Here is a 15,664-nt window from a genome sequence, read left to right as displayed (position 1 = left end):
TCATAACAAACACAACACACGCAGAGAAACCTAAAGGCATGGTCATGAAAACAATAATCGACCTGTACTTTCGCTTCATCAAACTTCTACTGGTGCTGTGCATGCTTGGCATGGTGGCTCTGGTGTTCGGCAACGTTGTCTTGAGATACGCCTTCAATTCCGGCATCAGCGTATCGGAAGAACTGTCGCGCTGGCTGTTTGTATTCATGGTGTTCCTTGGGGCTATCATCGGCCTCAAGGAGCGCTCGCATATCGGCATGGGTAGCCTGCTCGCAGCCCTGCCAGCCCGCGGCAAGCGCCTGTGTCTCACCCTTTCTCACCTGATCGTGCTGTACATGCTGTGGCTGATAATCCAGGGCAGCTGGCAACAGGCAGTCATCAATAAAGACGTACTGGCGCCGGCATCAGGACTGTCCATGGCAGTGTTCTATTCGGCTGGGCTCGTCTTTGGGATCACCTCGGTCGGCATCATGGTGTACGAACTCTATGCCGCACTGTTCCTTCCCCTGCCGTCTGTATCCTCGCCCTCCTCCAAGGACAAGCAGACACCGTTCGTAACCCCGCCCAAGACAGCCTCAGGGGAGCGCAGCTGATGATTCTTTCCGTTTTCCTGGGCTCTCTGGTCGGCAGTATGGTCATCGGCATGCCGATCGCCTTTGCGCTGCTCGTCGCAAGCGCCGCCATGATGTATTACCTGGATCTGTTTGACGCTCAGATCATTGCGCAAAACCTGCTTAACGGTGCCGACAGTTTTCCATTGATGGCGGTACCGTTTTTCATGCTCGCAGGCGAGATCATGAATGCAGGTGGCCTGTCTCGCCGGATCGTGAACATTGCGATGTCCATGGTAGGGCACAAGCGAGGTGGACTTGGCTATGTGGCGATTATCGCCTCGTGCCTTCTGGCTTCGCTGTCCGGTTCTGCCGTCGCCGATGCCGCCGCCCTTGCCGCCCTTCTGGTACCGATGATGGTCTCGGCTGGACACAGCCGCGAACGGTCGGCAGGCCTGATCGCAGCAGGGGGCATCATTGCGCCCATCATTCCTCCTAGCATTGGTTTCATCATTTTCGGTGTCGCCTCCGGTGTCTCCATTTCCAAGCTGTTTCTGGCCGGTATTGTGCCGGGGCTCATGCTCGGTGCGGCTCTGGCGGTTGCCTGGTGGTGGATCGCTCGCAAGGAGGTCGTAGAAACCTCACCCAAGCGTTCCGGCCGGGAAATTGCGCAGACGCTCATCGAAGGCAGCTGGGCATTGGGGCTGCCGCTGATCATCGTGTTTGGCTTGAAGTTCGGCGTCTTTACACCGACCGAGGCCGCTGTGGTTGCTGCGGTCTATGCGCTATTCGTGGCAACGGTGATCTACAAGGAACTGAAGCTCAGCGATCTGTATGAACTCATCCTGAGTGCGGCAAAAACCACCTCGGTCGTCATGCTATTGGTCGCTGCTGCCATGGTTTCGTCTTGGTTGGTGACCATAGCCGACCTCCCCGGCCAGCTGGTTGACCTGCTCGATCCGTTCATGGACAAACCCACCGTACTGCTGCTGATGATCATGCTGCTGATTATTATTGTCGGCACCGTCATGGACATGACGCCCACCATCCTGATCCTGACGCCTGTGCTGATGCCAACCGTTGTTCAAGCGGGTATCGACCCTGTGTATTTTGGCGTGCTCTTTTTGATCAACACCGCCATAGGACTCATCACACCTCCGGTCGGAACCGTCCTAAACGTCGTATGTGGCGTCTCCGGGATCCAGATGAATGAAATCATCCGCGGTGTCTGGCCGTTTCTCTTGGCGCAGTTGCTGGTACTGCTCCTGCTGGTCATTTTCCCGGTGCTAGTGACAGGTCCAATGAAATTCCTGGCGGGCTAAGTCACTGCACCCCGTTTCGCAAACAACAAAAACAAGATGGAGCTTTCAAGATGACGATGATCAAAACAGCTTTGGCTACCGCCTGCGCAATCGGTGTGTTGTATGCCAGCACGGTAGCTGCCGAGGTACGTAACCAGACCTTACGGTTTGCCTTCCAGAATGTGAAGGAACATCCTCAGGGTCAGGGCGCACAGAAATTTGCAGATCTGGTGAAGGAAAAGAGCGAGGGCAAGATCAAGGTGCGGCTCTTTCCAGGCGGCACGCTCGGCGGTGATCTGCAAACCGTATCGGCCATTCAGGGCGGCACACTGGACCTGACCGTCCTCAATGCCGGTATCCTGGCGGCCCAGGTAAAGGACTTCGCGATTCTGGATTTCCCCTTCCTCTTCAATGATGCTCAGGAGGCTCAGCAGGTCATGGATGGTCCGGTGGGCCAGGCACTGGCCACACGCCTGGAAGGCAAGGGCCTGCATACCCTGGGGTATTGGGACTTGGGCTTTCGCAACATAACCAACAGCAAGAAGCCCATCGCCCGCTGGGAGGATCTGCAAGGCTTGAAGATCCGTGTCATACAGTCACCCAGCTATCTGGAGACATTTTCCGCATTGGGCGCAAACCCCGTTCCGATGCCCTTCCCCGAAGTGTATACGGGCCTTGAGCAGCGAACCGTTGATGGGCAGGAAAACCCTAATACCGTGATTCTGGGCAGCAAGTTCTACGAGGTGCAGAAATACCTGTCGGTGACACGCCACGTGTACAACCCGCAATCGTTCATCATAGGCGAAAAGTCATGGAGCAAGCTGAACGAGGACGAGCGCAAGGTCATTACCGAGGCCGCCGCTGAGGCTCAGGCTTATCAGCGCATGGTCTCCGGGCAGGCTCAGGACAGTGCCTATCAAACCTTGAAAGGCCACATGGCCGTCAATGAAATCACGCCGGAAGAGATGGATCGGTTCCGGGAAAAGACCAAGCCAGTCATTGAAAAACTGGCGAAGGATGTCGACCCCGCTCTGGTCAAGATGCTGGATGACGAAATACAAAAAGCGCGGAAGTCACGGTAAGCCCGCCTCTCGATACCGCTGCATGAATTGATGCAGCGGTATTCGCGTTCCAATCAGTCATTTGCAGACATAGCGCAGCACTACGTCGCAAATGAGTTCCTTGTGCCGCTCCCGGTTATCTGCATCCGTCAGGTCGATCTGGTGGATCGATGAAAAGGTATAGCGGTTGGACACCCGATAGAAGCAGAACGAGCTCATCATCATGTGCAACTCAAGCGGATCCAGCCCCTCCCGAAAAACGCCCTGTTCTACGCCACGCACCAGAATCCTAGAGATGGTCTGAACAATCGACGAGTTGACTGAGGTAATGGCCTGTGACTGGCGAATGTAATTTCCCTGATGGATATTCTCGATACACACGATCCGAACGAAATCGACATTCAGATCATGGTAGTCAAACGTGAACTCGACCAGTCGCCGAATGGCCTCTACCGGTTCGAGCGCATCCAGATGCATCTGGGACTCGGTCGAGCGGATCTCCCCGTAGAGCTTTTCCAGCACCGCAGAGTAGAGCTGATCCTTGCTCTCGAAGTAGTAATAGATCATGCGCTTCGATGTTCGGGTGCGCTCGGCAATGGCATCGACTCTCGCCCCGCTCAGGCCGTTTTCCGCAAACTCGGCAACCGCCGCCAGGAGGATTTCCTGCTTGGTTTCTTCGGGGTTGTTCTTTCGTGGCAGTCGGGGAACAGACTGCGTTTTTACAGCATCGGGGCTAAGGGATTCGGCAGCCATTATTGGTTGTGTCATTGGCAGGTTCAAAAACCTTATGGTAGTTGTTGTTATTGGATTAAGGTAGGGCTATGCCACGTAGGGCACAGCCCTACCTTCAAAGACGTCCGGCCGTCTTTCGGGTGCGCGCCTGAGCCATGGCCGCCAGGCGGACCGGCGTATTGGCAGCACCATAGCCACTGTAACTGTTTTTGCGTTGTAGAACTTCGAAAAAGAAGCGATCCGCGAACGGCTCCGTATAAACATGGAACAGCTCGCCTCCCTGTGCGTCCCGATCATAGAGCACATTGTAATAGGCCAACCGGCTCAGGTAGTCATCGTCAAAGCCGTACCGCGCTGAGAGGTCGTCGTAGTAGTTATACGGAATCTCCAATAACGGCACTCCGGCCTCCTTGGCCTGGGCAGCGGCCGCAAAGATGTCATCACATTCGAATGCGATATGGTGGACGCCTGATCCACGGTAGCTCGACAAGGCTCGGGAGATGGCCGTATTACGGTTTTCCGAGATGTTGAGCGCCATACGTATCGACCCGCAGGGACTGCGCAGCGCACGGCTTTTCACCAGACCATAGGGATCCGGCAGCACAACTTCATCGTCAGCCTTGAAATTAAGCAGGCTCTTGTAGAACAGTACCCAGGTGTCGAGGCTGTCTGCGGGCAGCGCCATGGCCACATGATCGATGGTGTTGAGTACATCGTCCGTGGACGAGGTTGCGCTCAGGTTGAAGTCTGTATCGTAGATCGAGCGCCCATCCGTGCCAGAGGCGACAAAGTAGATCAGGCCTCCATCCGGTGCACGTACCGCAGGAATCTCACGCTCGTTCGGGCCTACCAGGCCGCGATATGGCTGCGCACCATACTGGCAGGCACGTTCCATGGCCTTTGCGCTATCACTGACCCGCAGGGCCTTGGCACACAGCGAAGGTCCATGAACTTCGAAAAAGTTATGGGCAAACGAATAAGGCTCGGCATTGAGTACGAGATTGGTGCTGCCTTGCCTGAGCAAGGTAACGTTCTTAGAGCGATGCTGCCCGGCCTGAGCAAAACCCAGACGGGTTAGCCATTGCGTAAGTTCTGCACGAAGTGGCTCGTCTACGGCAAACTCCAGAAATTCGATACCGTTAAATTCGAGCGGCGGCACCGGATCGAACAACAGCTCCGGCGCAACCGTATCGGCAGGCGGTTCATTGGCCAGGCGGTTGCGGGTTTGTTCCTCCAGGTAAAGCAAGGAACGGAAACCATCAGCCGCATTGGCCCGTGGGGGTGCTGCGCGAAAACCATCGTTGAATACTTCAAGTGAGAGCGGACCGGTATACCCCGAGCGCAGGATCGGCGCCAGGAAACCGGCCAGATCAAATTCACCCTGCCCCGGGAAGCAACGGAAGTGCCGGCTCCACTCCAGTACATCCATATTGAGAATCGGTGCATCAGCCATTTGCACAAAAAAGATCTTGTCACCCGGAATACTGGCGATACCGGCAGGATCATCCTTCAATGACAGGGTATGAAAACTGTCCAGCAATACGCCCACGCTGGGGTGATCGATCTGTTGCACAATCGACCAGACCTGATGCCAGGTCTTGACGTGCCGCCCCCATGCGAGGGCTTCGTATCCTATGCGCATGCCGCGTGCACCCGCCCGCTCACCCAGCAGGCGAAGGTCATCCACCAGAATAGCTTCCTCGCCTATCGAGTCGACCGCTACGTTGCTGCACACCAGCATCAGATCCGTACCGAGCTCCTGCATCAGGTCAAACTTGCGCTCGGCCCGGTCCAGGTTACGGGGCAAACGGTCACGCGGACACCCCTCGAAATCGCGGAAAGGTTGGAACAATGTGATGGCAATTCCCAGGTCAGCGCATAATCGACGGATTTCTCGCGGCGTTCCGCCGTAAGTGAGCAGATCGTTTTCAAATATCTCTACACCGTCGAAGCCTGCGGCAGCAATGGCTTCCAGTTTTTCAGGCAGGGTTCCACTCAAGGAAACCGTGGCAATCGAGCGCTGCATAATCAGACCCTCTTGGCAGGCATATTGTAGGACCCAGGCCGCTCGGCTGCCCGGATCGGTTTTCTTTGCGCCTACAGCGGTAATAGGTATCAACTCTGGATAGCTTTCACCTTCATAGTGCCACTTTTATAAATTATTTTGTACTCACTGGTTAGTTTATGTTCGATAAACGAACATATCTGCCTTGCTGTTTTAGGTACTTCTGGGTAGCGGTAAGCAAACTTAAACATCGATACACGGTATGGCTCGCCCAAGGGAGGTGATCATGTCCCGGAAAAAAGAGGCAGCCTTCTGGTATTGAGCAGATTGACAGGACTAGCTCTTTTCACATGAGGGCGGCTTTTGTACGTTGGCACTCCCTTCATGGTTCATGCACGGCGCCTTTATGAAAGAAGCAACTCCTATGAAGACTGATGTCCTGCTGTTTACGTTACTGGCTACGTCCTACGAGCAGCACGTGGGCAAACGTCTTGTACCAGTGCCGCTCGCCGGGCAAGCTGCGGCCGATTGGTTGTACTACTCCGCCCCTTTCTGCGTCCTGGCCCATAACGCCGAAAATGACCCTGTGTTCATGTACGCTAACCAGGCGGCGCAACAGCGCTTTGGCTATAGCTGGGAGGAAATTACCCAACTCCCCTCACGCCTGTCTGCCAGTCCACAGGATCGCGAGGAGCGGCAGCGCTTCATCGATCAGGTGAAGCGCGACGGTTATTCCAGCGGTTATAGCGGTGTTCGGGTCATGAAGAGCGGCCAATGCTTTCTGATACAGAACGCAACGCTCTGGCAGCTTCATGATGCGCAAGGGCATTACCAAGGGCAGGCGGTGCTGATTCCTCAGTCAAAAGACTTATAGCGTTAATCCGCATTTGCTTTCAGATATCGGCATTCGGATACTACGCACCCGTTAATGACTCTCATCTGCATTCATGTCCGCACAGCCTCATGTCCTACTTGTTGAAGATGACCCGGTTCTAGCCGAAGGCATTCAGCAGCACCTGTTAGCCCGTGGCTTTACCCTTATCCATGAGAGCCGTGGTGATAATGGCCTGGACGTGGCCTGTACACAGCGCTTCGATCTGGTGCTGCTGGATATCCTGCTGCCAGGGCTCAATGGTCTGACAGTACTGGAGAGGCTCAGAACCCAAAGTGCAGCGCCGGTCATACTTATGTCCGCACTGGGCGCTGAACAAGATCGAATCACTGGTTTTACACGGGGTGCGGATGATTACCTCCCCAAGCCGTTCAGCCTTGCCGAGCTGGATGCCCGTGTAGATGCGCTTTTGCGTCGAGTCTCCATGGAGCGGCAGCGAAATATTAACCCACCCGTGGCGGCTCCCGGGCTGCCACACACCGATGATCAGCGACAGGATATCCGTCTGGCGGGCCAATGGGCTGAGCTCACACACTCTGAATACCGACTGTTTACAACGCTGCTAAGGCATCAGGATGAAACACTCAGCAAGGCCTATCTTTACCAAGAGGTCTTCAGTCGCAGCTATACCCGACTTGATCGCGGACTCGATGTGCATGTTTGTAACCTGCGCCGCAAACTCCAGCGTATCCATTGCCAGCGCGTGGTGATCCAGTCTGTCTGGGGAAAAGGTTACGTGGCACGGATACAGCCCTGATGCGCCTGCGTCATTCGCTTTTCTGGAAACTAGGTCTAATGCTGGCCGCCTTCTGCCTGCTATTGGTATGGCTGGTGTGGACGTGGGGGTTGCAGGTTGAGCGAAGCAGTTATTTTCTCGACACTTCCGCTCGCGCACTCCTATCCCGTTATGCTGCCGAGGCAGAGCAACTATGGCTACGAGATCAGAATGCCGAGGCGATAGAAACCTGGCAACGTCAGCTCGAAACCAAAGAAAACACCTGGGCACGGGTAATAGGGCCGGACCTCCGAGCACTTGGTGAGACACCCCTGACACCCCAGGAATATGCTCGCCTTACCTTTATGCGCAAGCTGGACTGGCCCATGAGTCGCCGGCTACAGGATGAGCTCCCCTACGTCAGCATCGAGTTCCCTCTCCATCCCGAGCAGGGTCGGCTGGTTCTTCAACTACCGCAGCGCTTCTTGCCCACAGGGCTTACCCCCTGGACCCATATCGTGACTCACGGTGTAATGCCGGTATTGTTGGCGCTCACTCTTGGCCTGCTTCTGTATTGGCATCTAATCGTACCGCTCTCAAGATTGCGCGAGCGTGCTGCAGCCCTGGAAGCAGATATTCTTGAGGTCCCATTAGGTGCGCCGCTGAGCAGACGGCACGATGAATTGGGCGAGTTGGCCCGCGCCTTCGATCACCTGACGCGCCGGCTACTGGATCAGATAGAACAGCAGCGCCGATTGCTTCGCGACCTTTCCCACGAGTTACGTACGCCGCTGGCTCGCCTGCGGGTGGCCAGCGACAGTCATCTGGCCTTGCCTCAACTCAAACGTCGCCTCGAAAGTGATGTACAAGATATGCAGCAACTCGTAGATGACACACTTGACCTCGCTTGGCTGGATACCGAGCGCCCCCGCCTTCATCAGGAGGACGTATCGCTTCTCGGGATCTGGGAGGCGCTGGTTGAAAACGCCTGCTTTGAAAGCGGCTGGGCACCAGACCGTTTGATGTACACCGTGGACCCGGCCTGTGTAGTCCGTGTACATATCAATGGCATCATGCAAGCGCTGGAAAACCTTTTGCGTAATGCTATCCGGCACTCCCCTTCGAGCGGACGCGTGCAGCTGACCGGAGCACGTGAAGGCGCTTACTGGTTGATTCATCTTGATGATCAGGGACCTGGCGTTCCTGAACATGAACTGGAAAACATCTTTCAACCCTTTTACCGGCTCGCAGAAGAACATTCCTCACGTAGCGGCTTTGGCCTGGGGCTGGCCATCGCGCAGCGAAACGTTCGTCTTCAAGGCGGCGACCTTTGGGCCCGAAACACAGGTCGTGGCCTGCGCATGACGTTGCGCCTTCCTGCTGGGCAAAGTGTTTAGATTGTTAATACGCTTTACTGGCAAATAGCAATGACTATCATTTGCGCAAACACACCGACTGCGTTCTTATCCCATCAGCGCCGAACGCCCAATGGGCAGGCATTTTGCTGCTGGCGCGATACGGAAGTCGTTTCTACAGGAGTTTGCGTATGCCCTCGATTCCCGCCCGCCGAACCCGCCTTGGTCTGGCCGTTCTGAGCTGTCTGTACGCTCATGTTACCGCTCTTCACGCTGAGGAAAATGTCACGCAGTTAAACGATGAGGTGGTCCTCGGTACCGCCGAACAGGAGCTCAAGCAAGCGCCTGGGGTTTCGATCATAACCGCTGAGGACATTAAAAAGCGCCCTCCCGTCAACGATCTCTCACAGATCATTCGAACCATGCCAGGCGTCAACCTAACCGGCAATTCCAGCAGCGGCCAGCGCGGTAACAACCGCCAGATCGATATCCGTGGCATGGGTCCGGAAAACACGTTGATCTTGGTAGACGGTAAGCCTGTCGCCAGCCGCAACGCCGTGCGTTATGGATGGCGAGGCGAACGTGATACTCGAGGTGACACCAATTGGGTGCCTGCGGATCAGGTCGAGCGCATCGAGGTCATTCGCGGACCGGCTGCCGCACGGTACGGCAATGGTGCGGCCGGCGGTGTGGTCAATATCATCACCAAGGGCACGACCCAGGAAACTCATGGTTCAGCCACGCTTTACCACAGCTTTCCCCAGCACAGCGATGAGGGCGCAACCGAACGGGCCGACTTTGGTCTTAGCGGCCCTCTTACCGAGACGTTGAGCTATCGCGTCTATGGCAACGTCGCCAAGACGGACTCGGATGATTGGGACATCAATTCGGGCCATGAGTCTACCCGTACCGGTAACCAGGTTGGCACACTACCGGCAGGCCGAGAGGGTGTACGCAACAGGGATATCAATGGGCTACTCAGCTGGCAGCTTACACCTGATCAGACGCTGGAATTCGAGGCGGGATTCAGCCGTCAAGGCAATATCTATACGGGCGACACGCAAAATACCAACAGCAACAGTTACGTGAAAAACCTAATGGGCCACGAAACCAACCGGCTCTACCGTGAGACCTACGCTGTTACCCATAAGGGTAACAGGGACTTTGGAAGCAGCCTGGCCTATCTGCAATATGCCAAGACTCGTAACAGCCGCATTCAGGAAGGTCTGGCCGGCGGTACTGAAGGTATCTTTTCCGGAAATAATGCAAACACCTCCGTGTTGCGGGATATCACCGCCCATGCCGAGGTGAATATGCCATTGCAGACGTCGGAGGTCGATCATGTGCTAACGCTGGGCAGCGAATGGGTCCATCAGGAGCTTGACGACGCCACTTCCACCAGTCAGAGCGTCAGTGAAGGTGGCAGTGTCCCCGGGCTTTCGGGCAGCAACCGCAACAGTACCGCATCAGCAGAAATCTTCTCACTGTTCGCCGAGGACAATATTGAACTCAGGCCAGGCACGATTCTGACACCCGGACTGCGCTTCGATCATCATGATGTAGTTGGCGACAATTGGAGTCCCGCACTCAACCTTTCACAAACGCTGACGGATACCGTCACGCTCAAGGCAGGTATCGCCCGCGCCTACAAGGCGCCGAACCTTTACCAGCTCAATCCCAACTACCTGCTCTATAGCCGTGGTCAGGGTTGCTATGGACAGAGCACAAGCTGCTATCTACAAGGCAATCAAGACCTTAAGGCTGAGACCAGCATCAACAAGGAGCTGGGACTTGAATACCAGCATGATGGCGTTGTCGCCGGTTTGACCTACTTTCGTAACGACTACAAAAACAAAATCGAGTCCGGCCTGAACCCTACAGGGCGTGCGAACGGCGGCACCGGCAGCTACGCTAACTCTAATATTTATCAGTGGGAAAACATCCCTAAGGCATTGGTAGAAGGCCTCGAAGGCACGCTTACGCTGCCGCTATCCAAAGACGTGACCTGGCGTAACAACTTCACCTACATGCTGAGATCCAAAAACAAGGAGACCGGGGACGTACTGTCAGTGACGCCCAAGTACACCCTTAACTCCACCTTGGACTGGCAAGTGCAGGAAGACCTTTCACTTCAGCTCAACGTGACCTGGTATGGCAAACAAAAACCCAAGAAGTACGATTATCAGGGTAATCGCGTAACAGGCTCGTCCAACAACCAGCTCTCGCCCTATGCCCTTGCAGGTCTTAATGGCACCTATGCGCTAACTAAGAACGTCAGCGTAACGGCAGGTATAGAGAATCTGTTCGACAAGCGCTTGTTCCGTGAGGGTAATGCCCAAGGCGTCAACAACATTGCAGGGGCTGGGGCTGCTACCTATAACGAGCCAGGCCGCACCTTCTTCTCCAGCGTAACCGTTTCGTTCTGACTGTAAGCCCCGCTGCGTAATAGCTCCGCAGCGGGGCTAGGATTGACCTTATGCGTATCCCAATGATACTGGCGGCGGTGCTGACATGCCTTGTCAGCCTGCCCTCACTGGCCCGGCCTAATCTTGAAGAACCCATGGACAGCCATATCCTGTCGCAGTCTAACCTTCCCTACGGATTCAGCGACTTCCACCTACGAAGTCAGGATGGAAAGCGCGGCTACCATATCTGGATCGCTACGCCGCATCGGCCTGCTCCCGCGTCCGGCTATCCGTCCCTGTTTCTGCTGGACGGTAATGCTGCCCTCGGAGCATTGAGCGAGGATAACTTGAAGCAACTGGCAGAAGGTAGTTCGCCTGTTCTGGTGATTATTGGACACGACACGCCTCTGCGATTCGACCCGGATACGCGGAGCTACGATTTTACTCTGCCTACCCAGGCGACTGGACCGACCCGAGATAGCCTAACCGGCTCGCCAACTGGCGGAGCTGACCATTTTCTAGACTGGCTGGACCTTACGCTGGCGCCTGAACTGGCAAAGCGGATCATGCTTGACCCCAACCATAAAGCGATCTGGGGCCATTCGTATGGTGGGCTCTTGGTACTGCATGCCCTGTTAACGCGTCCCGGCAACTTCCGGTCCTACTATGCGGCCAGTCCTTCACTATGGTGGGGTAACGGCCAGCTCTTGCAAGAAGAAGCCAGCTTTGACAAACGCCTCGCAGATACCTCTGTATGCCTCTTTGTCTTGCGTGGTAAAGACGAACCCGCCTATCCGTCCAGGCTGCTGGCGGAATCGGCATCTCGGGTAACCACTTCCACAGCAGAAGCACTTACTATGCGGCTGGTTCAGACCCCCGGGGTGAGCGGTCAATACCGTGAGTTTGAGGGGCTAGGCCATGGCGCGATGTTTAACCGATCGCTGAGCTGGACACTGACGCATTATTCAGCAGGTAATGCTTGTAACTGACGAAAGCCGCTAGCTAATAGGTATGAGGCTAGCGTTTGCGTCTTCAAGATAACATCAGATCTGGTTGGTACAGCATCGCCAACCAGATCCGTAGGTATTCCAACACCAAGTACGCCACTAAGCGCCCTGCCCCCAATTCATTTCCAGCCCGCCATCAATCGTAAAGTTCTGACCGGTGACGTAGTCGGACTCAGGGCTGACCAGATATAGCGCCAGCTCAGCAATCTCCTCAGGATAGCCGGGACGCTTCCAGGGAATATTGGGCAGCTCTTCCTCGCGCTTTTGCGGATCGTCGACTCGAGCCTCTGTCATCGGGGTTCGGATAAGCCCTGGCGCAATAGCGTTCACATTGATCTTGAGCGGCGCAAGTTCCAGCGCAAGGCTGCGCGTCATGGTAAGAAGCCCACCTTTGGCAGCACCGTAAGGCACATTATTGGGGCTGGGGATTGAGTCATGAACAGACGTGATATTGAGGATCTTTCCCTGCCCGCCGGCCTGCTGGCGGCGCCGGATGAACTCACGGGCACAGAAAAACGGCCCGTATAAATCGGTTTTGATCACCAAGTCGAATTCTTCAGTAGTCAGTTCGGTAATGGGTTTGCTTTTGCCCGTACCGGCGTTATTAACCAGAATATCGGGTGTCCCCAGTTCCTCGTCCACTGCCTTGAACAGGGCCGACACACTGTGTTCGTCTCTGACATCCACTTGCCTTACCAGACCGCGGCCCCCTGCGTTGCGGACTTGCTCGAGGGTGTCCTGAGCACCTTGCTGATCGGAGTGATACGTAATCGCCACATGAGCACCTTCCCGCGCGAGCACGGCTGCCATCGCCTTTCCCATACCCGAATCAGCACCGGTTATAACCGCGATTTTACCTGCCAGCTTGCTCATATCGTCTCCTTATAGGTAGGTTGAGATGTATGAGGGCCATACCCTCACGGTTATTACGATGGACCGTGTGTATCCCACCTCTACTGCCCCACTCGTCAGGCAAAGGAACAAGGCACCTACTGGAACCGCCTTTTTGACCATGGTGTCCCCATTAGAGAGAGGCTGGCTTCTGTTATGAGGTTTCTGCAATGAAAGCGCCACACCGTCTCGAAGCGTATGACAAAGTCACCGGCAAGGCCTGCTACACAGCGGATCTTGCCCATGGGCCGGGAGACGGACCACTGGCTCATGCAGCCGTGGTTCAAAGTACGCAAACAACAGGACGCATTGAGGCTATCGATACGGCCGCCGCGCTCGCACTGGAAGGGGTGCACTGTGTGATGACGCACATGGACGCGCCAAAACTCAAACCCGTTCATACCCTGCCAGGTGGAGAGCTGACGCGTTTTCAGCCGCTCCAGGATAGCCGGCTGCATTACAACGGGCAGCCTGTTGCGCTGGTGATCGCTGACACTGCTGAGCAGGCACAGCGCGCCGCTGCCTGTGTAACAATACGTTATGCAGCCCCCGAGCAGCTGCCCTTACTGGTTTTGGACGAACAAAAGGCCGAACGGCCACAAATGGTGGGGGCCGGTGAGCCTGGCACGACGGAGCGAGGCGATCCTGATACCGCCTTTGCAATGGCCGAGCAGACATTCGAGCAGGTCTACGAGACGGCTTCTCACCATCACAACGCCCTGGAGCCTGGCGCCGCAATCGCTGCGTGGGATAGCCATGGGCGACTGACACTGTACCTCGGCACGCAATATTCCTATGGTGATGCATATGGCTTGGCTCAGGCCTTTGACATGGGCCTGCAAAAGGATTTCATGGAGGTCATGAAAACCGGCTCACCTGAAGAGGCATTACGCGACAAGGTCCGGATAATCGTGCCCTTCGTGGGTGGCGCCTTTGGAGGCAAAAAGGGTAATGTTCACCCGCTCTTGGCGGCCATGGCGGCAAAGCGGACCGGGCGACCCGTCAAGCTTGCCCTGACACGACGCCAGACCTTTTCCATGATGCCCTATCGCGGGGCCACCCGGCAGCGGGTCCGTCTGGGTGGTGGGAAGGATGGCCGATTACAGGTACTGATGCAGGACGCCTTGATCCAGAACTCCACCACATCTAACTTCATCGAACCCGTTGGCGAAATGACGCCCAAGCTCTACGCCTCTAAGCATCTACGTACGCAGCATAAAACCGCAAGGCTCGATGTTAATGCACCCAGCTGGATGCGTGCGCCCGGTGTGGCGGTAAGCCAGTTCGCGATTGAAAGCGCTATGGATGAATGGGCCTATCAGCAGGGTATTGACCCTTTGGAGGCCCGCCTACGTAATTATGCTGACCAGGAACCGCAGAGCGGTCATGAGTGGTCAAGCAAATCCCTCAAGGACTGCTATCAGGCAGCGGCTGAACGTATTGGCTGGCAATCACGCGATCCTCGTCCGGGCGCACACCAGGAGGGCCGATTCAAGGTCGGCTACGGCATGGCAACGTCCATTTACCATGTCGCACAGATGGCCGCTTGCGCCCGTATGCGGGTAAGGGCAGACGGAACAGCGGTCGCCTCTTCGTCAACCCATGAGATCGGTCAGGGCAGCGCCACGGCCCTGTCACAACTTGCCGCCGAAGCGCTGGGGCTGCCGTTGGGCAGTGTCACACTGGAATGGGGAGACACACGACTGCCCTACAGCTCATTGACGGCCAGCTCGTCGACAACCCTGAGTCTTGGCGCAGCGCTTCACGCCGCAGCCGATGCGTTGCGCCTGAAGCTGGGTACGCTAGCCAGTACAGATCCCGCCTCGCCGCTTTATAGGACAAACCCGGCAGAACTGAAGCTCCAGGAAGGCGGCCTTGTTTCACAGACAGGTCGCCAGGAGTCATTCGTATCGTTACTGACGCGTCACCAACTGGATTACCTTGAAGCCGAGGCCGGTACCGCAGATCAGATCAATCCACCCGAGGTAGGACGCGCCGCGTTTGGCGCACAATTCGTCAAAGTGCTGGTAGATCCGCAATTGGGTACTCTCAGGGTTGAGCGTCTGGTAGGCGCCTTTGGCTGTGGTCGCATTGTGAATCCAACCCTTGCCCATAGTCAGCTCTTGGGCGGAATGGTATGGGGGCTGGGACAGGCATTGATGGAAGAGACGCGTCTTGACCGGCACAACGGCCGCTGGATGAATGCAGACCTCTCCGAGGCTTTGATTCCCACTCAGGCAGATGTGCCGGATCTAGATATCATCATGATTGAAGAAGATGACCGCCGCGGCCATCCCCTTGGCATCAAGGGTCTTGGCGAGATTGCTGTCGTTGGCGTAGCCGCTGCTGTCGCCAACGCCATTTTCCATGCAACGGGACAGCGGATTCGAACCTTACCCCTAACCTTGGATAAGCGGCTTATTCTGTAAACAAGCTACCAGCCGATAACACTGTCAGGCTTGTCATAGGCGCTCAGACTTGCCCTGCCGGCGTATCAGCAACCGCACGAGGGGGCGTCGTATCAATCACGGGAGAGAATCCATGCACTCGTGTCGGCGCTGGCTTGAAGAACAAGGCAACCAACCAGCTGGCCATGAGACTTAGAACGGCAGGAAGCGCATGATCCGCTTGCATAAAGGCAAAGCAGGCGGCGATACCCAGCCAGATAATAACGTAGTAACGCATAATGACTTCCTCACCAAAGTGGACTTCGAGGCCATAAGCAACAAGGCGAGCGGATTTTTCCCTA

The 15,664-nt window shown here is 55.9% G+C and carries 13 protein-coding genes; 9 read left to right on the top strand and 4 right to left on the bottom strand.

Going from position 1 to position 15,664, the window contains the following annotated elements; translation table 11 throughout:
• Positions 1–44 precede the first annotated feature (44 nt).
• Genes PLU01S_RS15545 through PLU01S_RS15535 form a run of 3 tightly spaced genes read left to right on the top strand, consistent with a single transcriptional unit; the run spans position 45 to position 2,934 of the window.
• A complete protein-coding gene (locus PLU01S_RS15545) occupies positions 45–593 on the top strand; it encodes a TRAP transporter small permease (RefSeq protein ID WP_074828391.1) in 549 nt (182 codons plus the stop codon).
• Positions 593–1,873 (top strand): TRAP transporter large permease subunit, encoded by a 1,281-nt coding sequence (locus tag PLU01S_RS15540; protein ID WP_074828395.1) that lies wholly within the window; start codon positions 593–595, stop codon positions 1,871–1,873. The genes PLU01S_RS15545 and PLU01S_RS15540 overlap by 1 nt, the downstream gene beginning before the upstream one ends.
• Before the next feature lie 50 nt (positions 1,874–1,923).
• Positions 1,924–2,934, top strand: a complete 1,011-nt coding sequence (locus PLU01S_RS15535; RefSeq protein WP_074828399.1) for a TRAP transporter substrate-binding protein — start codon at positions 1,924–1,926, stop codon at positions 2,932–2,934.
• Positions 2,935–2,991: 57 nt separating this feature from the next.
• Here the strand turns inward: PLU01S_RS15535 and PLU01S_RS15530 are convergent, their stop codons facing one another.
• Both PLU01S_RS15530 and quiC read right to left on the bottom strand, forming a co-directional pair.
• The gene (locus PLU01S_RS15530; protein WP_019364568.1) at positions 2,992–3,666 is read right to left on the bottom strand and encodes a TetR/AcrR family transcriptional regulator; all 675 of its coding nucleotides are present in this window, start codon (positions 3,664–3,666) and stop codon (positions 2,992–2,994) included.
• Between the two features lie 94 nt (positions 3,667–3,760).
• Complete coding sequence (gene quiC, locus PLU01S_RS15525) at positions 3,761–5,671, bottom strand: 3-dehydroshikimate dehydratase QuiC (RefSeq protein ID WP_074828403.1); 1,911 nt, start codon at positions 5,669–5,671, stop codon at positions 3,761–3,763.
• A 403-nt stretch (positions 5,672–6,074) separates the two neighbouring features.
• Between quiC and PLU01S_RS15520 the strand changes: the two genes are divergently transcribed.
• The 5 genes from PLU01S_RS15520 to PLU01S_RS15500 all read left to right on the top strand — a co-directional run bounded on the left by PLU01S_RS15520 (position 6,075) and on the right by PLU01S_RS15500 (position 12,006).
• Positions 6,075–6,524: an MEKHLA domain-containing protein gene (locus PLU01S_RS15520; RefSeq protein WP_074828406.1), complete on the top strand. Its 450-nt coding sequence runs from the start codon at positions 6,075–6,077 to the stop codon at positions 6,522–6,524.
• A 73-nt stretch (positions 6,525–6,597) separates the two neighbouring features.
• Entirely contained in the window at positions 6,598–7,299 is a 702-nt protein-coding gene (locus PLU01S_RS15515) for a response regulator transcription factor (protein WP_074828408.1), read from the top strand.
• Positions 7,299–8,654 carry a HAMP domain-containing sensor histidine kinase gene (locus tag PLU01S_RS15510; protein WP_074828410.1) on the top strand — a complete coding sequence of 452 codons (1,356 nt, stop codon included), beginning with the start codon at positions 7,299–7,301 and terminating at the stop codon, positions 8,652–8,654. The genes PLU01S_RS15515 and PLU01S_RS15510 overlap by 1 nt, the downstream gene beginning before the upstream one ends.
• 149 nt (positions 8,655–8,803) lie before the next feature.
• On the top strand, positions 8,804–11,038 hold the full coding sequence (locus PLU01S_RS15505) for a TonB-dependent siderophore receptor (RefSeq protein WP_074828413.1): 2,235 nt from the start codon (positions 8,804–8,806) through the stop codon (positions 11,036–11,038).
• A 50-nt stretch (positions 11,039–11,088) separates the two neighbouring features.
• Positions 11,089–12,006: an alpha/beta hydrolase gene (locus PLU01S_RS15500; RefSeq protein WP_074828416.1), complete on the top strand. Its 918-nt coding sequence runs from the start codon at positions 11,089–11,091 to the stop codon at positions 12,004–12,006.
• Between the two features lie 117 nt (positions 12,007–12,123).
• Here the strand turns inward: PLU01S_RS15500 and PLU01S_RS15495 are convergent, their stop codons facing one another.
• Positions 12,124–12,897: an SDR family NAD(P)-dependent oxidoreductase gene (locus PLU01S_RS15495; protein WP_074828419.1), complete on the bottom strand. Its 774-nt coding sequence runs from the start codon at positions 12,895–12,897 to the stop codon at positions 12,124–12,126.
• 188 nt (positions 12,898–13,085) lie between these two features.
• Here PLU01S_RS15495 and PLU01S_RS15490 point away from each other — a divergent pair, with 188 nt between their 5' ends.
• Entirely contained in the window at positions 13,086–15,344 is a 2,259-nt protein-coding gene (locus PLU01S_RS15490; protein ID WP_074828422.1) for a xanthine dehydrogenase family protein molybdopterin-binding subunit, read from the top strand.
• A 43-nt stretch (positions 15,345–15,387) separates the two neighbouring features.
• Here the strand turns inward: PLU01S_RS15490 and PLU01S_RS15485 are convergent, their stop codons facing one another.
• Complete coding sequence (locus tag PLU01S_RS15485) at positions 15,388–15,600, bottom strand: hypothetical protein (RefSeq protein WP_074828423.1); 213 nt, start codon at positions 15,598–15,600, stop codon at positions 15,388–15,390.
• Positions 15,601–15,664: the final 64 nt, after the last annotated feature.

This window comes from Pseudomonas luteola NBRC 103146 (assembly GCF_002091675.1).
GTDB lineage: Bacteria > Pseudomonadota > Gammaproteobacteria > Pseudomonadales > Pseudomonadaceae > Chryseomonas > Chryseomonas luteola.
The sequence above is the reverse complement of the archived record's forward strand: the minus strand, read 5'-3'. Positions and strand labels throughout refer to the sequence as shown.